The sequence below is a fragment of the Paraburkholderia diazotrophica genome (genome assembly GCF_900108945.1).
Classification (GTDB): domain Bacteria; phylum Pseudomonadota; class Gammaproteobacteria; order Burkholderiales; family Burkholderiaceae; genus Paraburkholderia; species Paraburkholderia diazotrophica.
This window is the reverse complement of the sequence record NZ_FNYE01000005.1, coordinates 122,055-141,836: the sequence shown is the minus strand read 5'-3', so window position 1 is coordinate 141,836 and position 19,782 is coordinate 122,055. Positions and strand designations below refer to the sequence as shown.

The following is a 19,782-nucleotide window of genomic DNA, read 5'->3' as shown; positions in this document are numbered from 1 at the left end:
CACCAGACATGAGAACGTTCACTGATCATCTCTTCTTTATTTGCTGCTTTACCCGACGGCCATGACCTATACAAGCTCAACCGTTCGCGTCCCTGACGTCTCAGCCGTACCGCGTCACATCGCGATCATCATGGACGGCAATGGCCGTTGGGCGACTCAACGCCGCCTGCCGCGCGTGGCGGGCCATACGCGCGGCCTCGACGCCGTGCGCTCGGCCGTCGACGCCTGTGCCCGGCGCGGCGTCGAGTATCTGACGCTGTTCGCATTCAGTTCCGAAAACTGGCGCCGTCCAATCGACGAGGTGTCGTTCCTGATGCGTCTGTTCGTCACCGCGCTCGAGCGCGAGATCGGCAAGCTGCACGCAAACGGTATCCGCCTGCGCGTGGTCGGTGATCTGTCGATGTTCGACAAGAAGATCCAGGACCTGATTACCCGCGCCGAAACCAAGACGGCGAAGAACACGCGCCTGACGCTGACCATCGCCGCGAACTACGGCGGCCGCTGGGACATCATGCAGGCCACGCGCAAGCTGGTCGAGGAGTCGGTGGCGGCGGGCAGCCCCGTCGAGGTCAACGAAGACGCGTTCGCCCAACACCTTGCAATGGCGTACGCGCCCGAGCCGGATCTTTTCATCCGCACGGGCGGCGAGCAGCGCATCAGCAACTTCCTGCTGTGGCAACTCGCGTACACCGAGTTCTATTTCACCGATACCTACTGGCCGGATTTCGACGCCGACGCGCTCGGCCGCGCGATCGCGTCGTACACCGAGCGCGAGCGCCGCTTCGGCCGCACGAGCGCCCAGCTCGAGCCGCAATCGCAAAACGCCGATTCGCTTCCATGCTAAAAACCCGTGTCATCACGGCGATCGTCCTGCTGGCCATTCTTATCCCCGTCACGCTATGGGCGCCGATCGGCGGCTTCGGCGCGCTGATCGCGTTCGTCGTCGTGTTCGCCGCATGGGAGTGGGCGCGACTGCTGAAGCTTCCGGGCGCCGGTCCCGTGGTCTACGCGATTATTGCTGCGCTGGCGCTGGTAGCCAGCACGAAGCTCGGCACGGGCCTCGCGGCGTCGCGGCCGCTCTTCGAAGCTTCGTCAATCTTCTGGATATTCGCTGGGCCGTTCGTGCTCTTGCGCAAGCCGGCGCTCGCGCAGGGCGCCTGGCGGCCGTTCCTGCTGCTGGCGGGCGTCATCGTGTTCGCGGCCTGCTGGCATGCACTCGTCGCAGCGCGTATCGAGGGCGTGCCGTTCGTGCTTTCCCTGCTCCTCGTGGTCTGGTTGGCCGATATCGGCGCATACTTTACGGGTAAGGCCTTCGGAAAGCACAAACTTGCGCCGTCGGTCAGCCCCGGCAAGACCTGGGAGGGGGCTGTCGGCGGGTGGCTCGCGGTGATGATCGTCGCGGCCGTTGCCGTCGTCACCCACGCGTTCGCGCCAACCCTGTTTTCCGCGCTGCTCGAGCATCTCGGCGCCGCGCGTGCGTTTGCCACGCTCACGCTGCTCGTCGTGTTCAGCGTGGTGGGCGACCTGTTCGAGTCGATGCTGAAGCGCCAGGCCGGCGTGAAGGATTCGAGCAACCTGCTGCCGGGGCATGGCGGCGTGCTCGACCGCATCGACGCCTTGTTGCCGGTGCTGCCGCTCGCGATGCTCGTATTGTCGTAGCCCATCGGCTAGAGAAAGAGATATGCAAAAACGACTCACTTTGCTCGGTTCCACGGGCTCGATCGGAGACAGCACGCTCGACGTCGTCGCGCGTCATCCCGAGCGTTTCTCGGTGTATGCGCTGACTGCGCATCGCAACGGCGACAAGCTCGTCGAACAATGCCTGCGCTTCAAGCCCGAAGTGGCCGTCGTCGGCGATGCCGATACGGCCGCGAACGTCGCCGCGAAGCTGCGCGACGCGGGTTGCAGGACGGAAGTCGCGTACGGCCCGCAGGCGCTCGTCGACGTATCGAAGAGCGACGGGTGCGACACCGTCGTCGCGGCGATCGTCGGCGCGGCGGGTCTCGAGCCGAGCCTTGCGGCGGCGCGCGCCGGCAAGCGCATTCTGCTCGCGAACAAGGAGGCGCTCGTGATGTCGGGCGCGATCTTCATGGACGCGGTGCGTGACAACGGCGCGATCCTGCTGCCCGTCGACAGCGAGCACAACGCGATCTTCCAGTGCCTGCCGCGCGAATCGGCGCTGCATGGCGGCGTATCGAAAATCATCCTGACGGCGTCGGGCGGCCCGTTCCGCACGCGCGAGCCGTCGACGCTCGTCGACGTCACGCCGGAAGAAGCGTGCAAGCACCCAAACTGGGTGATGGGCCGCAAGATTTCCGTGGATTCCGCAACGATGATGAACAAGGGCCTCGAAGTCATCGAGGCGCACTGGCTGTTCGGCCTGCCCGGCGAGCGCATCGATGTGTTGATTCATCCGCAGAGCGTGATTCATTCGCTCGTGTCGTACGCGGACGGATCGGTGCTCGCGCAACTAGGCAACCCCGATATGCGCACGCCGATCGCGCATGCACTGGCGTTCCCGGATCGCGTCGATTCGGGCGTCGCGCAGCTCGATCTCGCGCAGATCGCGTCGCTGTCGTTCGAAAAGCCCGATTACGCGCGCTTCCCGTGCCTCGCGCTCGCAATGCAGGCGCTGGCCGAAGGCGGCGTCGCCAGCGCCGCGCTGAACGCGGCGAACGAGATCGCCGTCGAGGCGTTCCTGTCGCGCCGCATCGGCTTCATGGCGATTGCCCAGATCGTCGAAGCCGTGCTGAACACATTGCCCAATCGCGAGGCGTCGAGCCTCGCGGACGTGGTCGACGCGGACGCCGCTGCGCGCCGCGCCGCCCACGCTTTGATCGACGGTCTGCCGGCGGGCGCTCGCCTCACGGAACGCGCCGTCCAGTGAGGCGTTTATGAATGTGCTGATCGAACTGGTCGCCTTCGCAGTCGCGATCGGCGTACTGGTGGTCGTCCATGAGTTTGGCCACTACAGCATCGCGCGCCTGTGCGGCGTCAAGGTGCTGCGTTTTTCGATCGGCTTCGGCAAGCCGCTTGCGCGCTGGGTCAGCGCGAAGACGGGCACCGAGTGGATCATCGCGTCGCTGCCACTCGGCGGCTACGTGAAGATGCTCGACGAGCGCGAAGAAGGCGCGCCGATTCCGCCCGCCGATCTGCCGCGCGCGTTCAATCGCCAGTCGGTCGGCAAGCGTATCGCGATCGTGGCGGCGGGTCCCATCGCCAACTTCATCCTGGCCATCGTCCTGTTCGCAGCCGTGTTCGCGACGGGCGTCACTGAGCCTGCCGCAATCGTCGCAGCGCCTGTTGCCGATACCGTCGCGGCGCGCGCGGGCTTTGAGGGCGGCGAGACCGTGGTCGGCGTGCGCGACGCGGACGGCGGCGAGTCCGAGCGCGTTCGCTCGTGGTCGGACTTGCGCTGGAAGCTCCTGGGCGCCGCGTTCGATCACAAGCGCATCATATTGAGCGCGAAGGACGGCGGGCACGGCACGTTCGACTTCCCGCTGGACTTGCAAGGCCTCACCGACAAGGAAGTCGACGACGACTTCATGTCGCGGCTCGGCTTCGAACCCGGCGGCGGCACGCTGTCGGTGGCGGGCGTGCAGCCGGGCAGCGCGGCGTTGCGCGCGGGTCTGCTCGCAGGCGACCGCATCCGCGCCGTCGACGGACGTCCCGCCGATAACGCCACGACCTTCATCAACTACATCAAGTCACACGCGGGCAAGCCTGTCGTGCTGCAAGTCGAGCGCGGCGCGAAGAACCAGCAGCCGGGGACGTTGCAGAATCTGACCATCGTGCCGGGCGTGCAGCGCGACGAGATGACGGGCCAGCAGGTCGGCCGCATCGGCGCCGAACTCGCGACGCAAGTGCCTTCGATCGACGTGCGCTACGGTCCCGTCGAGAGCGTGCGCCTCGGCGCGCGTCGCACATGGGACCTTGCTGTGTACTCGGTGCGGATGTTCGGCCGGATGATCGTCGGCGAGGCTTCGCTCAAAAATCTGTCCGGTCCCGTGACCATCGCGGACTACGCGGGCAAGAGCGCGCGACTCGGTCCATCAGCATTCCTGTCGTTCCTCGCGCTTGTCAGCATAAGCCTCGGCGTCCTCAACCTTTTGCCAATACCGGTATTGGACGGGGGGCATCTGTTATATTATCTGGTTGAAGCTGTTACCGGCAAAGCCGTATCGGATCGCTGGCAGCTCGTTCTTCAAAGAGCGGGACTGGCTTGTATCGTCGCCTTGTCGGCGATTGCGCTGTTCAACGATCTTGCTCGTTTAATCCATTTTTAAAGTGTCTGGCGGCGTACGATGACGCCCGCCTGACCTGATGCAGCTATACACACTGGGGAAGCACGTTGTTTAAACCTCATCGCTTTGTTCCAAAGACGGTTGTAGCCGCGGCATTCGCCGCGCATGGGCTGGTAGCTCACGCGACGACACCCTTCGTGGTGAAAGACATTCGGATCGAAGGGCTGCAACGAGTAGAACCCGGCACGGTGTTCTCCTATCTCCCCATCAAGCAAGGCGATACGTTTTCCGACGAAAAGGCTTCCGAAGCCATCCGCGCGCTGTACGCAACGGGCTTCTTCAACGACGTGAAGATCGCCACGGAAGGCGATGTCGTGGTGGTGCAGGTGCTGGAGCGTCCCGCCATCGGCACGATTGATTTCTCCGGTCTGCATGAATTCGAGAAGGACAACCTGATCAAGGCGCTGCGCGCAGTCGGTCTGTCGCAGGGCCGTTACTACGACAAGGCGCTCGTCGACAAGGCTGAGCAGGAACTGAAGCGCCAGTATCTGACGCGCGGCTTCTACGCCGCCGAAGTCACGACTACGATCACGCCGATCGATCGCAACCGTGTTGCGGTCCTGTTCGCCGTGATCGAAGGTCCTAGCGCGAAGATCCGCCAGATCAACTTCATCGGCAACAAGGCATTCAGCACGGGCACGCTGCGCGACGAGATGCAGCTGTCCACGCCGAACTGGTTCTCGTGGTACACGAAGAACGACCTGTATTCAAAGGAAAAGCTCACCGGCGACCTCGAGAACGTCCGCTCGTATTACCTGAACCGCGGCTACCTCGAGTTCAACATCGAGTCGACCCAGGTGTCGATCACGCCGGACAAGAAGGACATGTATCTGACGGTGACGCTGCACGAAGGCGAGCCGTACACGATCAACAGCATCAAGCTCGCGGGTAATCTGCTCGACCGCGAAGCCGAGCTGAACAAGCTGATCAAGATCAAGCCGGGTGACCGTTTCTCGGCGGAAAAGCTGCAGGCCACGACGAAGGCAATCGTCGACAAACTCGGCGAGTACGGCTACGCGTTTGCGACCGTGAACGCGCTGCCGCAAATCGACCAGGAACATCACAAGGTCGACCTGACGCTGCAGGTCGATCCGAGTCGCCGTGTATACGTGCGCCGCATCAACGTGAACGGCAACACGCGCACGCGCGACGAAGTGGTGCGCCGCGAGATGCGCCAGCTCGAAAGCTCGTGGTTCGATTCGAACCGCCTCGCGCTGTCGAAGGACCGCATCAACCGTCTCGGCTACTTCACGGATGTCGACGTGACGACGGTGCCCGTCGAAGGCACGCCGGACCAGGTGGACGTCGACGTGAAGGTCGCCGAAAAGCCGACGGGCGCGATCACGCTGGGCGCGGGCTTCTCGTCGACGGACAAGGTGGTGCTGTCGGCGGGCGTGTCGCAGGATAACGTGTTCGGTTCGGGCACGAGCCTGTCGGTGAACGTGAACACCGCGAAGACGTACCGCACGCTGACGGTCACGCAGGTCGACCCGTACTTCACGGTCGACGGCATCAAGCGCATTACCGACGTCTACTACCGCACGTACGAGCCGCTGTACTACTCGACGGATTCGAGCTTCCGCATCGTCACGATGGGCGGCGACCTGAAGTTCGGCATTCCGTTCTCGGAAGTGGACACGGTGTACTTCGGCGCGGGCTTCGAGCAGAACACGCTGGACGTCGACGCAAATACGCCGCAGGCCTACAAGAACTATGTGCAGCAATTCGGCCGCGTCTCGAACAACGTGCCGCTGACGGTCGGCTGGTCGCGCGACGCGCGTGACAGCGCGCTGGTGCCGAGCCGCGGCTACTTCACGCAGGCGAATGCGGAATACGGCACGCCGATCGGCGGCACCGAGTATTACAAGGCCGACTTGCAGGCGCAGTACTATTATTCGTTTGCTCGCGGCTTCGTGTTGGGCTTCAACATCCAGGGCGGCTACGGCAACGGCATCGGCAACGCGTATCCGATCTTCAAGAACTACTACGCGGGCGGTATCGGCTCGGTCCGCGGCTATGAACCGAGCTCGCTGGGTCCGCGCGACAAGGTCACGAACGACCCGATCGGCGGCAACAAGATGTTCGTCACCAACGTCGAACTCACGTTCCCGCTGCCGGGCACCGGTTATGACCGTACGCTGCGGGTGTTCACGTTCCTCGACGCCGGTAACGTGTGGGGCGATTCGCGTCAGGGCGGCGATACGACGGTCGGCTCGAACGGCTTGCGCTACGGTTACGGTGTCGGTCTCGCGTGGATTTCGCCGATCGGGCCGCTCAAGCTGTCGTTGGGCTTCCCGTTGCAGAAGCACGCGGGCGACCAGTATCAGAAGTTCCAGTTCCAGATCGGGACGGCGTTCTGATCGCGCGCTCGAGAACCGGAACCCCTTACAGCATCGAGAGGATGACTTTGCTAACTGGTATGTTTTCGAAACGTGTGGCGTGCGCAATGGCCTTGGTCATGACGCTCGGCGTGGGCGCGGCGAATGCCGCGCAGGCGCAGGAAGCGCGGATCGCCGCGGTGAATTCGGATCGCATCCTGCGTGAATCGTCGGCGGCGAAGGCGGCGCAGACCAAGCTGGAAGCGGAGTTCGCGAAGCGTGACAAGGACCTGCAGGACATGGCGCAGCGTCTCAAATCGATGTCCGACTCGCTCGACAGGAACGGCGCGTCGATGTCGCCCGTCGATCGCGCGCAGAAGCAGCGCGACCTGTCGCAGCTCGACACGGACTTCCAGCGCAAGCAGCGCGAGTTCCGCGAAGACCTGAACCAGCGTCGCAACGAAGAGCTGGCAGCCGTACTCGACCGCGCGAACAAGGTGATCAAGCAGATCGCCGAGCAGCAGCACTACGACCTGATCGTGCAGGAAGCGGTGTACGTGAGCCCGCGCATCGACATCACCGATCAGGTGCTAAAGGCGCTGGCATCGGCGGGTAATGGCAGCAGCGGCAACTGATAAGCACAGGGGCACGTAAGCGCAGCGCAATCCGCGCGCAAACTCGGCGCAGGACCGTCCCGCGAAACACACCCGGCGCGTGGTTCGCGCGTAAGGCAGGCAACTGAACAGCAGGAGCAGTACACGCATGGCATTCACGCTCGAGGAGATCGTGCAGCGGTTCGGCGGCGAGGTCGTCGGCGATCGCGCGCACCGCGTCGGCAATCTGGCGCCGCTCGATCAGGCTGGCCCGGATCAACTGGCGTTCCTCGCCAACCCGAAGTATCTGGCGCAGGTCGAAACGACGCGCGCGGGCGCGGTGCTGATCAACGCGGCGGATCTCGCGAAGCTCGCTTCGCGCGACGGTCGTAACTTCATCGTCACGCCGAATCCCTACGCTTATTTCGCGCGTCTCGCGCAGGCCTTCATTGACATGGCCGCGCCAAAGGCACAGCCGGGCGTGCACGCGAGCGCGACCATCGACCCCTCCGCGCAGATCGCCGCGAGTGCCGTGATCGGTCCGAACGTGACGGTCGAAGCGGGCTCCGCGATCGCCGATAACGTGCGGCTCGACGCGAACGTGTTCATCGGGCGCGGCACGAAGGTCGGCGCGGGCTCCCATCTGTATCCGAACGTCGCCGTCTATCACGGCTGCGCGATCGGCGAGCGCGTGATCGTTCACGCGGGCGCGGTGATCGGCTCGGACGGCTTCGGTTTTGCGCCGGATTTCGTCGGCGACGGCGATGCGCGCACGGGCAGCTGGGTGAAGATTCCGCAGGTCGGCGGCGTGTCGATCGGGCCGGACGTCGAAATCGGCGCGAATACGACGATCGACCGCGGCGCAATGGCCGATACCGTGATCGAAGAATGCGTGAAAATCGACAACCTCGTGCAGATCGGCCATAACTGCAAGATCGGCGCCTATACGGTGATCGCGGGTTGCGCGGGCATCGCCGGCAGCACGACGATCGGCCGTCACTGCATGATCGGCGGCGCGGTCGGCATTGCCGGCCACGTCACCCTGGCCGACTATGTGATCGTCACGGCCAAGTCAGGCGTGTCGAAGTCTTTGTTGAAACCCGGCATGTACACGAGCGCGTTCCCGGCCGTGGATCACGCCGACTGGAACAAAAGCGCCGCATTGATGCGCAATCTCGACAAACTGCGAGATCGTATCAAGGCACTCGAAGCCGCCGTCGCCAGCGCCTCCGGAGACAAGGCTTAAGCGTCGACGGGCGGGAAGCGCCGGCGCACGCGGCCATCAGGCGGCGCGCGGCCGGCACAGGAACGGGCGGCAGGGCGCGTTTCGTCATCCAGGCGCCAGCACCCAGCATTCGCAGTCATCATCGCGCAACCAATGCGTGAGCAGAAACACCATGAGCACCGAAAAAATCAATCTCGACATTCACAAGATCCTCACGCTGCTGCCGCATCGCTATCCGATCCTCCTCGTCGATCGGGTGCTCGAACTCGAGCCGCACAAGAGCATCAAGGCGCTCAAGAATGTGACGGTCAACGAACCGTTCTTTATGGGGCACTTCCCGAAGCGCCCCGTGATGCCGGGCGTGCTGATTCTGGAAGCACTCGCGCAGACGGCTGCGCTCCTGACCTTCTCCGAAGAGCCGCATGATCCCGACAACACGCTGTACCTGTTCGTCGGCATCGACAATGCGCGCTTCAAGCGCGTCGTCGAACCGGGCGATCAGCTGATCCTGAACGCCACGTTCGAGCGCCATATGCGCGGCATCTGGAAGTTCAAGGCGCGCGCCGAAGTGGACGGTCAGGTGGCGGCCGAAGCCGACCTGATGTGCGCCGTGCGTCAGGCCGACAGCGAGTGACGCAAAGCAACAGGCAGTAACGGCCGTGACGGGCGGACAGCGGGCGGATGAGGCAGGATCATGCTCCGTCATGTCCGCAACGGTCCGCAACGCCTGCGGCAGAACAATCGAAACTTCGGGCTGTCACAAGATGGGTTGCAACGTGGCGGCTTGAACGCGCTGGACGGCGCTGCAGCGTCGTCCGCGCCATGTAACGGAAATACAGCAGGAAATACAGCGAGGGCGCATGAGCAGGATTCATCCTACTGCGATCATCGAGTCGGGCGCACAGCTCGACGAATCGGTCGAGATCGGACCGTACGCAATCGTCGGCGCGAACGTCACGATCGGTGCGCGCACCACGGTTGGTTCGCACAGCGTGATCGAAGGTTATACGACGATCGGCGAAGACAACCGCATCGGCCATTACGCGTCGGTCGGCGGCCGGCCGCAGGACATGAAGTACCGCGACGAGCCCACGAAGCTCGTGATCGGCAACCGCAACACGATCCGCGAATTCACGACGATCCACACGGGCACCGTGCAGGACCAGGGCATCACGACGCTCGGTGACGACAACTGGATCATGGCCTACGTGCATATCGGCCACGACTGCCAGATCGGCAACAACGTGATCCTGTCGAGCAATGCGCAGATGGCGGGCCACGTGATCATCGGCGATTACGCGATTGTCGGCGGCATGTCGGGCGTGCACCAGTTCGTGCGCATCGGCGCGCACTCCATGCTGGGCGGCGCGTCGGCGCTCGTGCAGGACATTCCGCCGTTCGTGATCGCCGCAGGCAACAAGGCCGAGCCGCACGGCATCAACGTCGAAGGGCTGCGGCGCCGTGGCTTCTCGGCGGACGCCATTTCGGCGCTGCGCTCCGCGTACCGTCTGCTGTACAAGAACAGCCTGTCGCTCGAAGAAGCGAAGGTGCAATTACGCGAACTCGCGTCGGCGGGCGGCGAGGGTGACGAGCCCGTGCGCGCGCTCGTCGAATTCGTCGAGCAGTCGCAGCGCGGCATCATTCGCTGACCGATGCCGTTGCCTACCAGTCCGCTGCGGCTCGCAATGGTGGCCGGCGAGCCGTCGGGCGACCTGCTCGCGTCGTCGCTGCTGGACGGGCTCGCGGCCCGTCTGCCGCAAGGAACGCAGTACTTCGGCATCGGCGGCCCGCGCATGACCGCGAAGGGCTTCGACGCGCACTTTCCGATGGAAAAGCTGTCGGTGCGCGGCTATGTCGAAGCGCTTAAACACATTCCCGAAATTCTCGGCATCCGCAACGAGCTGAAGCGTCAGTTGCTCGCGGAGCCGCCGTCGGTGTTCGTCGGCGTCGATGCGCCCGACTTCAACTTCGGCCTCGAGCACGCGTTGCGCGACGCGGGCATTCCGACCATCCACTTCGTCTGTCCGTCGATCTGGGCGTGGCGCGGCGGCCGGATCAAGAAGATCGTCAAGGCCGTCGATCACATGCTGTGCGTGTTTCCATTCGAAAAGGCGCTGCTCGAGAAATCCGGCGTGGCGGCGACCTATGTCGGCCATCCGCTCGCGGATGAAATCCCGCTCGAACCGGACATGGCGGGCGCGCGCCGCGTGCTCGGCCTGCCCGACAGCGGCCCGGTGATCGCCGTGCTGCCGGGCAGCCGCCGCTCGGAAATCTCGCTGATCGGACCGACGTTCTTCGACGCGATGGAACTGATGCTGCAGCGCGAGCCAGGCGTGCGCTTCGTGATGCCGGCTGCGACACCCGCGCTGCGCGAACTGCTGAAGCCGCTCGTCGACGCGCACCCGAAGCTGCCGCTGACGCTGACGGACGGCAACGCTCAGCTCGCGATGACGGCTGCGGACGCGATTCTCGTGAAAAGCGGCACGGTCACGCTGGAAGCGGCGCTGCTGAAAAAGCCGATGGTGATTTCATACAAGGTGCCCTGGCTGACGGGGCAGATCATGCGCCGGCAGGGGTATCTGCCGTACGTCGGCTTGCCGAACATCCTGGCAGGACGTTTCGTCGTGCCCGAAATCCTGCAGCACTTCGCGACGCCTGAAGCGTTGGCCGACGCCACGCTGACGCAGTTGCGCGACGACGCAAACCGGCGCACGCTGACGGAAATCTTCACCGAGATGCATCACGTGCTGAAGCAGAACACAGCGCAGCGAGCCGCGGAAGCGGTCGTCGGCGTCGTTGAAGCGCGCCGGGGGCGTCCATGACGGGCGCGGCGGGCAAGAAGGCCGCGCCGCGCCGCAAGGCGCCCGCGACGATCGCGAAACAGACCGGTCTCGATTTTTCGTCGCCGGAAGACATCATTTGCGGGGTCGACGAAGCAGGGCGCGGTCCGCTCGCTGGTCCCGTGGTCGCCGCCGCCGTCATTCTCGATCCGACGAAACCGCGCATCCGTGGACTCGACGATTCGAAAGCGCTGACCGCGAAAAAGCGCGAAGAGCTGTACGACAAGATCATCGAACGGTCGCTTGCGTATTGCGTCGCGTCGGCGTCAGTCGAAGAGATCGACACGTTGAACATCCTGCACGCGACGATGCTCGCGATGAAGCGCGCCATCGAAGGCCTGAACGTTGCGCCGACGCTTGCGAAGATCGACGGCAACCGTTGCCCGATACTGAGCATTCGCAGCGAGGCGATCATCAGCGGCGATGCGCTCGTGCCGTGCATCTCCGCGGCGTCGATTCTCGCGAAGGTCACCCGCGACCGGATGCTGCTCGAACTGCATCAGACGTTTCCGATGTACGGCTTCGACGCGCACGTGGGTTACAGCACGCCGCAGCATCTGCTGGCGCTGCGTGAGCATGGTCCATGCGAGCACCACAGGCGGTCGTTTGCGCCCGTGCGCGATGCGTATGTGCGGCTCGGCATGGCCGTCGATTTGCCTGACGACGTCGTGATCGTGCCGCCCGTCACGGATGATGACGTGCTCATCGCCGACGACAGCGCGCCGTTCTGACGCCTCGCGGAAACGACTCAAGCGCCTTCGGGCGCTTTTCTTTTCACCCGTTTTTTCACGCTACCGATACGGTCTTCGCTGCCAGTGAAAGCCATTACTTCGCGGGACAATCCGCTCTATAAACGTCTGAAGGCATTGGCCGGTTCGACGCATCAACAGCGCAGGAGCGGCCATGCGCTGCTCGAAGGGTTTCATCTCGCGAGCGCCTATCTCGATGTCGCGGGGCAGCCCGAGACGTGCGTCGTCACGGAAGGCGCGCTGCGCCACGACGAAGCGCAGGCCATCGTCGCGCGCATCGATGAGCGGCGCATCGTCACGTTGCCGGACGCGCTGTTCGGGCAACTGTCGAGTGTCGTGAATGGCGTCGGCATGCTGCTGCTGGTCGAGAAACTCGACGAGGCGCTGCCCGAGCGCGTGACGCAAGGCTGCATCGTGCTCGACGGCGTGCAGGACGCGGGCAATGTCGGCTCGATTCTGCGCAGCGCGGCGGCGGCGGGCATCGGCCGCGTGTTTTGCGCGCCAGGCACCGCGTACGCGTGGTCGTCGAAAGTGCTGCGCTCCGGCATGGGGGCGCATTTCCTGCTGCACATTCATGAGGATGTCGAACCGCAGACGCTGATCGAGCGGCTCGACGTGCCTGTTGCGATCACGGACTCGCATGGTGCGCAGGCGATCTACGACACCGATCTGTCGGACCCGGTCGCCTGGGTGTTCGGCAACGAAGGGGCGGGCGTGTCACAGGCGTGGCGCGACGCGGTGAGGTATCGCGTGACGATTCCGCAGCCGGGCGGAATGGAATCGCTGAATGTCGCGGCGGCCGCCGCCGTGTGTCTTTTCGAGCAGTGCCGGCAGCAGCGCGGGCACGAGCCGCGCGCTTCCAGCTAACCTTCACTGCGGCTGCATCAATACGACGACCGGTCGAGCCTGATCTCCTGCAGAATGGTCGTCGCGATTTCCTCGATCGACTTGTGCGTCGACGACAGCCACTTGATGCCTTCGCGCCGCATCATCGTCTCGGCTTCGTTGATTTCGTAGCGGCAGTTTTCCAGCGCGGCGTACTTGCTGCCGGGACGCCGTTCGTTGCGGATTTCCGAAAGCCGCTGCGGATCGATCGACAGCCCGAACATCTTCGTGCGATGCGCGAGCAGCGGCGTCGGCAGCTTGCCGCGCTCGAAGTCTTCGGGGATCAGCGGATAGTTCGCCGCCTTCACGCCGTACTGCATCGCCAGATAAAGGCTCGTCGGCGTCTTGCCGCTGCGCGATACGCCGACGAGGATCACATCCGCTTCTTCCAGATTGCGATTCGACTGGCCGTCGTCGTGTGCGAGCGAGAAGTTGATCGCCTCGATCCGGTTCTTGTACTCCTCGGTGTCGGCGTTCTGGTGGCCGCGGCCCATCGCGTGGCTCGACTTCAGCTCCAGTTCCAGCTCGAGCGGCTCGACGAAGGTCTGAAACATGTCCAGCACGAGCGCATTCGAGTCCTTGACTATCTGGTTCGACGCGCTGTTCACGAGCGTCGTGAAGACGATCGGGCGGCGGCCTTCGTGATGGGCGGATTCGTTGATCTTTTCGAGCGTGGCATACGCTTTTTCCGTCGAATCGACGAACGGCACACGGACCAGGCGAAATTTCTGGTCGAACTGGGAGAGGATCGAATGCGCGAAGGTTTCGGCAGTAATCCCGGTACCGTCGGAGACGATGAATACGGTGGGCGGCATCAGTGGGGGCAGGGAACGCGAGCGTCAAAATCCGCTCAAATCACACATCGCCGCGTGGCGCGCGCTGCCCGGTGGCTGGCCGGAAACCCTGCAGCGGCGCCTTCGAGGCGCAATTCTTGTCCGACTGTCACATTTCGAGAGTCGGCACGGTAGAATAGCGGCAACCTGTTGGATAAGCAATTGCAGCCAAATCGCGTAACTATCCGTTATCGCCCTTGGATTGCGTCGCGATTTGTTCGTATCTTGCGCGGCTAAGCCGCAAGTTCGTTCAATCTCCTGCTTCGTCGGGCTTCGCGTCCGGCGCGGGCTCTTCCGCGATTGCTTTTCCAACAGGTTGCGCAAGGCACGAGCCACGCTTCTTATGGGCGCCTCGTGTTCAAGCCCACTTGCGCAATCGAGCATTTTTTCCACACTTAGGGGCTTGTATGACTAACGCAGTTAACGTTGCTAAGGATCAGGCGTATGTAGTTCCATTCGAGCAGTTGCGAATGACCGACGTGGACATCGTCGGCGGCAAGAATGCTTCGCTCGGCGAGATGATCAGTCAGCTCGCGGAAGCGGGTGTGCGTGTGCCGACCGGCTTTGCGACGACGGCGCTCGCATTCCGCGAGTTCCTGCATCACAACAACCTGACCGAACGCATCGCGCAGCGTCTGGAGACGCTCGACGTCGACGACGTGAAAGCTCTTGCCGCTGCGGGCAAGGAGATCCGTCAATGGATCGTCGACGCCCCGATGCAGCCGCGTCTCGAGCAGGAAATTCGCGCGGCGTTCGAAACGCTCTCGAAGAGCTCGCCTGAGGAACTGTCGTTCGCGGTCCGTTCGTCGGCAACGGCGGAAGACCTGCCGGACGCATCGTTCGCGGGCCAGCAGGAAAGCTACCTGAACGTGGTCGGCATCGAAGACGTGCTCGATCGCATGAAGCACGTGTTCGCGTCGCTGTACAACGATCGCGCCATCTCCTATCGCGTCCACAAGGGTTTCACGCATGCTGAAGTCGCGTTGTCGGCGGGCGTGCAGCGCATGGTGCGCTCGGACGTCGGCGCAGCGGGCGTGATGTTCACGCTCGACACCGAATCGGGCTTCAAGGACGCCGTATTTATCACGTCGAGCTACGGCCTCGGTGAAACCGTCGTGCAAGGCGCGGTGAATCCGGATGAGTTCTACGTCTTCAAGACCACGCTTGCGCAGAACAAATACCCGATCATCCGCCGCTCGATCGGCTCGAAGCTCATCAAGATGGAATTCACGAAGGCCGGCGAAGAAGGCCGCGTGAAGACCGTCGACGTGTCGCACGAGCAGCGCAACCGTTTCTCGATCACCGACGACGACGTAATCGAGCTCGCAAAGTACGCAGTCATCATCGAGAAGCACTACGAGCGTCCGATGGACATCGAGTGGGGCAAGGACGGCCGCGACGGCAAGATCTTCATCCTGCAGGCGCGTCCCGAAACGGTGAAGAGCCAGGGTCACAACAAGGCCGAGCAGCGCTTCAAGCTGAAGGGCCAGTCGCAGGTGCTGGCGACGGGCCGCGCGATCGGCCAGAAGATCGGCGCAGGCCCCGTGCGCGTGATCCACGATCCGTCCGAGATGGAGCGCGTGCAGCCGGGCGACGTGCTGGTCGCCGACATGACCGACCCGAACTGGGAGCCGGTGATGAAGCGCGCGTCGGCCATCGTCACGAATCGTGGCGGCCGGACCTGCCACGCGGCGATCATCGCGCGCGAACTGGGCGTGCCGGCAGTCGTGGGCTGCGGCGACGCGACCGACGTGCTGAAGGACGGCGCGCTCGTCACGGTGTCGTGCTCGGAAGGCGACGAAGGCAAGATCTACGACGGTCTGCTCGAAACGGAAGTGACGGAAGTCCAGCGTGGCGAACTGCCGGAAATCCCCGTGAAGATCATGATGAACGTGGGCAATCCGCAACTCGCGTTCGACTTCGCGCAATTGCCGAACAAGGGCGTGGGTCTCGCGCGGCTGGAATTCATCATCAACAACAACATCGGCGTTCACCCGAAGGCGATTCTCGAATACCCGAACGTCGATCAGGACCTGAAGAAGGCCGTCGAAAGCGTCGCGCGCGGTCATGCGTCGCCGCGTGCATTCTACGTCGACAAGCTGACGGAAGGCATCGCGACGATCGGCGCGGCGTTCTATCCGAAGCCCGTGATCGTGCGTCTGTCGGATTTCAAGTCGAACGAGTACAAGAAGCTGATCGGCGGCTCGCGCTATGAGCCGGACGAGGAAAACCCGATGCTCGGCTTCCGCGGCGCATCGCGTTACATCGCCGAAGACTTCGCGCAGGCGTTCGAAATGGAGTGCATGGCGCTCAAGCGCGTGCGTGAAGAGATGGGCCTCGACAACGTCGAGATCATGGTGCCGTTCGTGCGTACGCTGAAGCAGGCGGAGCGCGTGGTGAACCTGCTCGCGAAGTACGGCCTGAAGCGCGGCGAAAACGGTCTGCGCCTGATCATGATGTGCGAGGTGCCGTCGAACGCGATCCTTGCCGAGGAGTTCCTGCAGTACTTCGACGGCTTCTCAATCGGCTCGAACGACCTGACGCAGCTCACGCTCGGCCTCGATCGCGACTCGGGCATGGAACTGCTCGCCGTCGACTTCGACGAGCGCGATCCCGCCGTCAAGTTCATGCTCAAGCGCGCGATCGACACGTGTCTGCGCCTGAACAAGTACGTCGGCATCTGCGGCCAGGGCCCGTCGGATCATCCGGATTTCGCGCAATGGCTGACGGACGAAGGCATCGCGTCGATCTCGCTGAACCCGGACACGATCATCGAAACGTGGCAGGCGCTGGCGAAAACGACGGCGAAGTAAGCATTGCGCATCGTTTGTAGAGGTATGTAAAACGTACTTCGGCGAACGATAAAACGCTGACGCTTCATGCTATAAACACCCCGGTACATCCGGGGTGTTTTGCTTTGTGGAGGCCGACGTGATGCAGAGCGGGCTGTTCTGGTGGATTGGCGCGGGCGTGCTGATCGTCCTCGAACTGATGCAGGGCACGTTTTATCTGCTGATGGTGGCGCTGGGCTTTATCGCGGCGGCTCTTGCGCGCCTGGCGGGCGCCGGCTTGCCGCTGCAGTTCGGCATTGCAGCCGTCGTTGCGCTCGGCGCGGTGCTCGTGCTGCGCAAGTCGCGCTACGGGCGCAAGACAAAAACGCGCGCCGAAGCTGCGCGCAATCCCGATGTCAATCTCGACATCGGCTCGACACTCACGGTGCCCGCGTGGCACGACGGGCGCGCACGGACCAGCTATCGCGGCGCTTCATGGGAAGTCGAACTCGCGCCCGGTGAGCCGGAAGACGCGAATCTCTACGAAATCACCGCGTTGCGTGGCAATTGCCTCGTCGTTGTCGCAAGAAAGCACGCGGCTCGGGCTTGAATAACGGGATCCGATTCAGGCGTCGTTCGGGACGCAACTCACGCGCATCCGGATGCGCACAACAATTCAAAAACAGATTGGGGGTGCAGGAATGGAACCGTCGAGCGTCGTTGGACTCGTGTTGCTGATCGTCGTGATCGTGACTGCCGCGAAGACGATCAAGATCGTGCCGCAACAGCACGCGTGGGTGCTGGAGCGGCTCGGCCGCTATCACGCGACGTTGACGCCGGGCCTGACTTTCGTGCTGCCGTTCATCGACCGGATCGCGTACAAGCACGTGCTCAAGGAGATCCCGCTCGACGTGCCGAGCCAGGTCTGCATCACGCGCGACAACACGCAGTTGCAAGTCGACGGCGTGCTGTATTTTCAGGTCACCGATCCGATGAAGGCGTCTTACGGATCGAGCAACTTCGTGTTCGCGATCACGCAGCTGTCGCAAACCACGCTGCGTTCGGTGATCGGCAAGCTCGAACTCGACAAGACCTTCGAGGAACGCGACTTCATCAATCATTCGATCGTATCGGCGCTCGACGAAGCTGCCGCGAACTGGGGCGTCAAGGTGCTGCGCTACGAGATCAAGGACCTGACGCCGCCGAAGGAAATCCTCCACGCGATGCAGGCGCAGATCACGGCCGAACGGGAGAAGCGCGCGCTGATCGCGGCGTCGGAAGGGCGCAAGCAGGAGCAGATCAATATCGCGTCGGGCGGACGCGAGGCGGCCATTCAGAAGTCTGAAGGCGAGCGTCAGGCAGCGATCAACCAGGCGCAAGGCCAGGCCGCGGCGATTCTGGCTGTGGCCGAAGCAAACTCTCAGGCAATCCAAAAGATCGCGGCCGCGATTCAGTCGACGGGTGGCATGGAAGCCGTGAATCTTAAGGTCGCCGAGCAGTACGTGAACGCGTTTGCGAATCTGGCGAAGGCGGGCAATACGCTGATCGTGCCGGGCAACATGTCAGATATGAGTTCGATGATCGCGTCGGCGCTGACCATCGTAAAGCAGGGCAAGACGACCGCCTGAGCGTTAGGCGAGCGCGACATAAGAGGGCGTTTCACGCAAGCATGGCAACAAGAAAATGGCCCGCATGTTACTGCGGGCCATTTGCTATCCGGCGACTGAAACGCGCGCGCCGACTCAGGTCGGCGTGCGCATCAGCCGCGCCTTTTCGCGTTCCCAATCGCGCTTCTTCTCGGTCTCGCGCTTGTCGTGCAGCTTCTTGCCCTTCGCGAGGCCGATCTCGCATTTGACGCGGCCGTTCTTGTAATGAAAGTTCAGCGGCACGAGCGTGTAGCCGCGCTGCTCGACCTTGCCGATCAGCTTGCTGATTTCTTCCGCACGCAGCAGCAGCTTGCGCGTGCGCACGGGGTCCAGATTGGCGAATTTCGACGCTTCGGGCAGCGGGCTGATGTGCGTGCCGATCAGAAACAGCTCGGCGTTTCTGATCACGACGTAGCCTTCCTTGATCTGGCCGCGCCCGGCGCGCAGCGCCTTGACTTCCCAGCCCTCCAGCACGAGCCCCGCCTCGTAACGCTCCTCGATCGAGTAATCGAAGAACGCTTTTCTGTTGTCGATGATGCTCATGAATGGAAACGGCTCAACTCGTTTAAAATCACGATTTTAGCAAAGCGGGCCGCCGAAAACCCGCCGCGGTGTCACTCAGTTGTCACGCGTTCGCTATTTCCCAATCACCGTTGCCACGCGCTGTTCAATTTATGGCAGATGTCCAGAAAACCGTGTTGATACGCCATTCGGCGGAACAGATGTTCGACCTCGTCACCGATGTCGCCGACTACCCCAATTTTCTTCCGTGGTGCGGCGGCGTCGAGATTCGCCGCCAGGAAGAAAATCTGATGGAGGCGAAGATCGACATCAACTTCAAGGGCATCAAGCAGCACTTCGCGACGCACAACACGCAGGAGCGTCCCACGCGCATCGACATGGAGTTCGCGGACGGTCCGTTTCGCAAGTTCACGGGCTACTGGCGCTTTACGCCGCTGCGCGCGGACGCATGCAAGATCGAATTCGCGCTGCACTACGAGTTCACGAGCGTCCTGCTGGAAAAGATCATTGGGCCGGTGTTCAACCATATCGCGAACACCTTCGTCGAATCGTTCGTGAAGCGCGCCGACCAGCGCTACGGCAAGGCATGAGCGCGAATCTGACCATTGAAGTCTGCTACGCGCTGCCTGACGAGCAGACGCTGATCGAGCTCGAACTGCCGCAAGGCGCGACGCTTCGGCAGGCCATCGACGCGAGCGGCATTCTCACGCGGCATCCCGAGATCGATCTGACGAAGCAGAAGACGGGCGTGTTCGGCAAGCTCAAGCCGCTCGACGCCGTGCTGGCGGATCACGATCGCGTCGAGATCTACCGGCCGCTGATCGTCGATCCGAAGGTGTCGCGGCAGCGGCGTGTCGAGAAATCGCGCAGGGAAGGGTCGGTCGAGGGCCGCAAGTGGCTGCCCAAGGATTCGCGCTGACGCAAGGCCACGCCGAGGCAAGACCATAAAAGCAGCGAAAGAACGTCAAACGGCGCACCGTGTGGCACGGTGCGCCGTTTTTTATGTCCTCTCGACGTCCGTGTGCCTTGCGTCGTTTCTCTCGCCTGGTCGAGGGCGGAGTGCCAGGCGTGGTTTTTCTTGTCAAGGGCCGACTGC

General features: G+C 63.1%; 19 protein-coding genes. 17 read left to right on the top strand and 2 right to left on the bottom strand.

The features are described 5' to 3' along the window. Nucleotides 1–61: 61 nt before the first annotated feature. The 12 genes from uppS (at nucleotide 62) to BMW76_RS08940 (ending at nucleotide 12,896) form a co-directional block, all read left to right on the top strand. Nucleotides 62–844 carry a polyprenyl diphosphate synthase gene (gene uppS, locus BMW76_RS08995; RefSeq protein WP_090864959.1) on the top strand — a complete coding sequence of 261 codons (783 nt, stop codon included), beginning with the start codon at nucleotides 62–64 and terminating at the stop codon, nucleotides 842–844. After that, nucleotides 838–1,659, top strand: coding sequence for a phosphatidate cytidylyltransferase (locus BMW76_RS08990; RefSeq protein ID WP_090864792.1), 822 nt, complete (start codon nucleotides 838–840; stop codon nucleotides 1,657–1,659). Before uppS ends, BMW76_RS08990 begins: the two co-directional genes overlap by 7 nt. A gap of 22 nt (nucleotides 1,660–1,681) precedes the next feature. Then, a complete protein-coding gene (locus BMW76_RS08985) occupies nucleotides 1,682–2,887 on the top strand; it encodes a 1-deoxy-D-xylulose-5-phosphate reductoisomerase (RefSeq protein WP_090864791.1) in 1,206 nt (401 codons plus the stop codon). A 7-nt stretch (nucleotides 2,888–2,894) separates the two neighbouring features. Further along, complete coding sequence (rseP, locus tag BMW76_RS08980) at nucleotides 2,895–4,286, top strand: RIP metalloprotease RseP (RefSeq protein ID WP_090864790.1); 1,392 nt, start codon at nucleotides 2,895–2,897, stop codon at nucleotides 4,284–4,286. A gap of 65 nt (nucleotides 4,287–4,351) precedes the next feature. Further along, complete coding sequence (gene bamA, locus BMW76_RS08975; RefSeq protein WP_090864789.1) at nucleotides 4,352–6,664, top strand: outer membrane protein assembly factor BamA; 2,313 nt, start codon at nucleotides 4,352–4,354, stop codon at nucleotides 6,662–6,664. 41 nt (nucleotides 6,665–6,705) lie between these two features. Further along, a complete protein-coding gene (locus tag BMW76_RS08970; protein WP_177200337.1) occupies nucleotides 6,706–7,257 on the top strand; it encodes an OmpH family outer membrane protein in 552 nt (183 codons plus the stop codon). Nucleotides 7,258–7,384: 127 nt separating this feature from the next. Continuing rightward, nucleotides 7,385–8,461, top strand: coding sequence for a UDP-3-O-(3-hydroxymyristoyl)glucosamine N-acyltransferase (gene lpxD, locus BMW76_RS08965; protein WP_090864787.1), 1,077 nt, complete (start codon nucleotides 7,385–7,387; stop codon nucleotides 8,459–8,461). A gap of 151 nt (nucleotides 8,462–8,612) precedes the next feature. Next, entirely contained in the window at nucleotides 8,613–9,074 is a 462-nt protein-coding gene (gene fabZ / locus BMW76_RS08960; RefSeq protein WP_090864786.1) for a 3-hydroxyacyl-ACP dehydratase FabZ, read from the top strand. A 226-nt stretch (nucleotides 9,075–9,300) separates the two neighbouring features. Then, on the top strand, nucleotides 9,301–10,089 hold the full coding sequence (gene lpxA / locus BMW76_RS08955) for an acyl-ACP--UDP-N-acetylglucosamine O-acyltransferase (protein WP_090864785.1): 789 nt from the start codon (nucleotides 9,301–9,303) through the stop codon (nucleotides 10,087–10,089). A 3-nt stretch (nucleotides 10,090–10,092) separates the two neighbouring features. Further along, nucleotides 10,093–11,262, top strand: a complete 1,170-nt coding sequence (gene lpxB, locus BMW76_RS08950; protein ID WP_090864784.1) for a lipid-A-disaccharide synthase — start codon at nucleotides 10,093–10,095, stop codon at nucleotides 11,260–11,262. Continuing rightward, the gene (rnhB, locus tag BMW76_RS08945) at nucleotides 11,259–12,011 is read left to right on the top strand and encodes a ribonuclease HII (protein WP_090864783.1); all 753 of its coding nucleotides are present in this window, start codon (nucleotides 11,259–11,261) and stop codon (nucleotides 12,009–12,011) included. The genes lpxB and rnhB overlap by 4 nt, the downstream gene beginning before the upstream one ends. Nucleotides 12,012–12,095: 84 nt before the next feature. Next, complete coding sequence (locus tag BMW76_RS08940; RefSeq protein ID WP_090864782.1) at nucleotides 12,096–12,896, top strand: TrmH family RNA methyltransferase; 801 nt, start codon at nucleotides 12,096–12,098, stop codon at nucleotides 12,894–12,896. A gap of 17 nt (nucleotides 12,897–12,913) precedes the next feature. Here the strand turns inward: BMW76_RS08940 and ppsR are convergent, their stop codons facing one another. Beyond that, nucleotides 12,914–13,729: a posphoenolpyruvate synthetase regulatory kinase/phosphorylase PpsR gene (ppsR, locus tag BMW76_RS08935; RefSeq protein WP_090864781.1), complete on the bottom strand. Its 816-nt coding sequence runs from the start codon at nucleotides 13,727–13,729 to the stop codon at nucleotides 12,914–12,916. A 425-nt stretch (nucleotides 13,730–14,154) separates the two neighbouring features. Here ppsR and ppsA point away from each other — a divergent pair, with 425 nt between their 5' ends. The 3 genes from ppsA to BMW76_RS08920 all read left to right on the top strand — a co-directional run bounded on the left by ppsA (nucleotide 14,155) and on the right by BMW76_RS08920 (nucleotide 18,146). Continuing rightward, entirely contained in the window at nucleotides 14,155–16,560 is a 2,406-nt protein-coding gene (gene ppsA, locus BMW76_RS08930) for a phosphoenolpyruvate synthase (RefSeq protein ID WP_090864780.1), read from the top strand. Nucleotides 16,561–16,678: 118 nt separating this feature from the next. Continuing rightward, complete coding sequence (locus BMW76_RS08925) at nucleotides 16,679–17,128, top strand: NfeD family protein (RefSeq protein WP_090864779.1); 450 nt, start codon at nucleotides 16,679–16,681, stop codon at nucleotides 17,126–17,128. 91 nt (nucleotides 17,129–17,219) lie between these two features. Next, entirely contained in the window at nucleotides 17,220–18,146 is a 927-nt protein-coding gene (locus BMW76_RS08920; RefSeq protein ID WP_090864778.1) for an SPFH domain-containing protein, read from the top strand. Between the two features lie 114 nt (nucleotides 18,147–18,260). On the opposite strand, the gene smpB is transcribed toward BMW76_RS08920, so the two are convergent. Beyond that, nucleotides 18,261–18,707: an SsrA-binding protein SmpB gene (smpB, locus tag BMW76_RS08915; protein ID WP_090864777.1), complete on the bottom strand. Its 447-nt coding sequence runs from the start codon at nucleotides 18,705–18,707 to the stop codon at nucleotides 18,261–18,263. Nucleotides 18,708–18,838: 131 nt separating this feature from the next. On the opposite strand from smpB, the gene BMW76_RS08910 reads away from it, so the two are divergent. Both BMW76_RS08910 and BMW76_RS08905 read left to right on the top strand, forming a co-directional pair. Further along, nucleotides 18,839–19,276 carry a type II toxin-antitoxin system RatA family toxin gene (locus BMW76_RS08910; protein ID WP_090864776.1) on the top strand — a complete coding sequence of 146 codons (438 nt, stop codon included), beginning with the start codon at nucleotides 18,839–18,841 and terminating at the stop codon, nucleotides 19,274–19,276. Beyond that, nucleotides 19,273–19,605, top strand: a complete 333-nt coding sequence (locus BMW76_RS08905) for an RnfH family protein (protein WP_090864775.1) — start codon at nucleotides 19,273–19,275, stop codon at nucleotides 19,603–19,605. Before BMW76_RS08910 ends, BMW76_RS08905 begins: the two co-directional genes overlap by 4 nt. The last annotated feature ends 177 nt before the right edge of the window (nucleotides 19,606–19,782 follow it).

What these genes read in the sequence shown, in the direction of transcription:
- BMW76_RS08920 (WP_090864778.1), top strand. Translation starts at nt 17,220, where the DNA reads ATGGAACCGTCGAGCGTCGTTGGACTCGTGTTGCTGATCGTCGTGATC.
- ppsA (WP_090864780.1), top strand. Translation starts at nt 14,155, where the DNA reads ATGACTAACGCAGTTAACGTTGCTAAGGATCAGGCGTATGTAGTTCCA.
- uppS (WP_090864959.1), top strand. Translation starts at nt 62, where the DNA reads ATGACCTATACAAGCTCAACCGTTCGCGTCCCTGACGTCTCAGCCGTA.
- BMW76_RS08990 (WP_090864792.1), top strand. Translation starts at nt 838, where the DNA reads ATGCTAAAAACCCGTGTCATCACGGCGATCGTCCTGCTGGCCATTCTT.
- BMW76_RS08985 (WP_090864791.1), top strand. Translation starts at nt 1,682, where the DNA reads ATGCAAAAACGACTCACTTTGCTCGGTTCCACGGGCTCGATCGGAGAC.
- rnhB (WP_090864783.1), top strand. Translation starts at nt 11,259, where the DNA reads ATGACGGGCGCGGCGGGCAAGAAGGCCGCGCCGCGCCGCAAGGCGCCC.
- BMW76_RS08910 (WP_090864776.1), top strand. Translation starts at nt 18,839, where the DNA reads ATGGCAGATGTCCAGAAAACCGTGTTGATACGCCATTCGGCGGAACAG.
- lpxA (WP_090864785.1), top strand. Translation starts at nt 9,301, where the DNA reads ATGAGCAGGATTCATCCTACTGCGATCATCGAGTCGGGCGCACAGCTC.
- BMW76_RS08905 (WP_090864775.1), top strand. Translation starts at nt 19,273, where the DNA reads ATGAGCGCGAATCTGACCATTGAAGTCTGCTACGCGCTGCCTGACGAG.
- rseP (WP_090864790.1), top strand. Translation starts at nt 2,895, where the DNA reads ATGAATGTGCTGATCGAACTGGTCGCCTTCGCAGTCGCGATCGGCGTA.
- smpB (WP_090864777.1), bottom strand. Translation starts at nt 18,707, where the DNA reads ATGAGCATCATCGACAACAGAAAAGCGTTCTTCGATTACTCGATCGAG.
- fabZ (WP_090864786.1), top strand. Translation starts at nt 8,613, where the DNA reads ATGAGCACCGAAAAAATCAATCTCGACATTCACAAGATCCTCACGCTG.
- lpxB (WP_090864784.1), top strand. Translation starts at nt 10,093, where the DNA reads ATGCCGTTGCCTACCAGTCCGCTGCGGCTCGCAATGGTGGCCGGCGAG.
- BMW76_RS08970 (WP_177200337.1), top strand. Translation starts at nt 6,706, where the DNA reads ATGACTTTGCTAACTGGTATGTTTTCGAAACGTGTGGCGTGCGCAATG.
- ppsR (WP_090864781.1), bottom strand. Translation starts at nt 13,729, where the DNA reads ATGCCGCCCACCGTATTCATCGTCTCCGACGGTACCGGGATTACTGCC.
- lpxD (WP_090864787.1), top strand. Translation starts at nt 7,385, where the DNA reads ATGGCATTCACGCTCGAGGAGATCGTGCAGCGGTTCGGCGGCGAGGTC.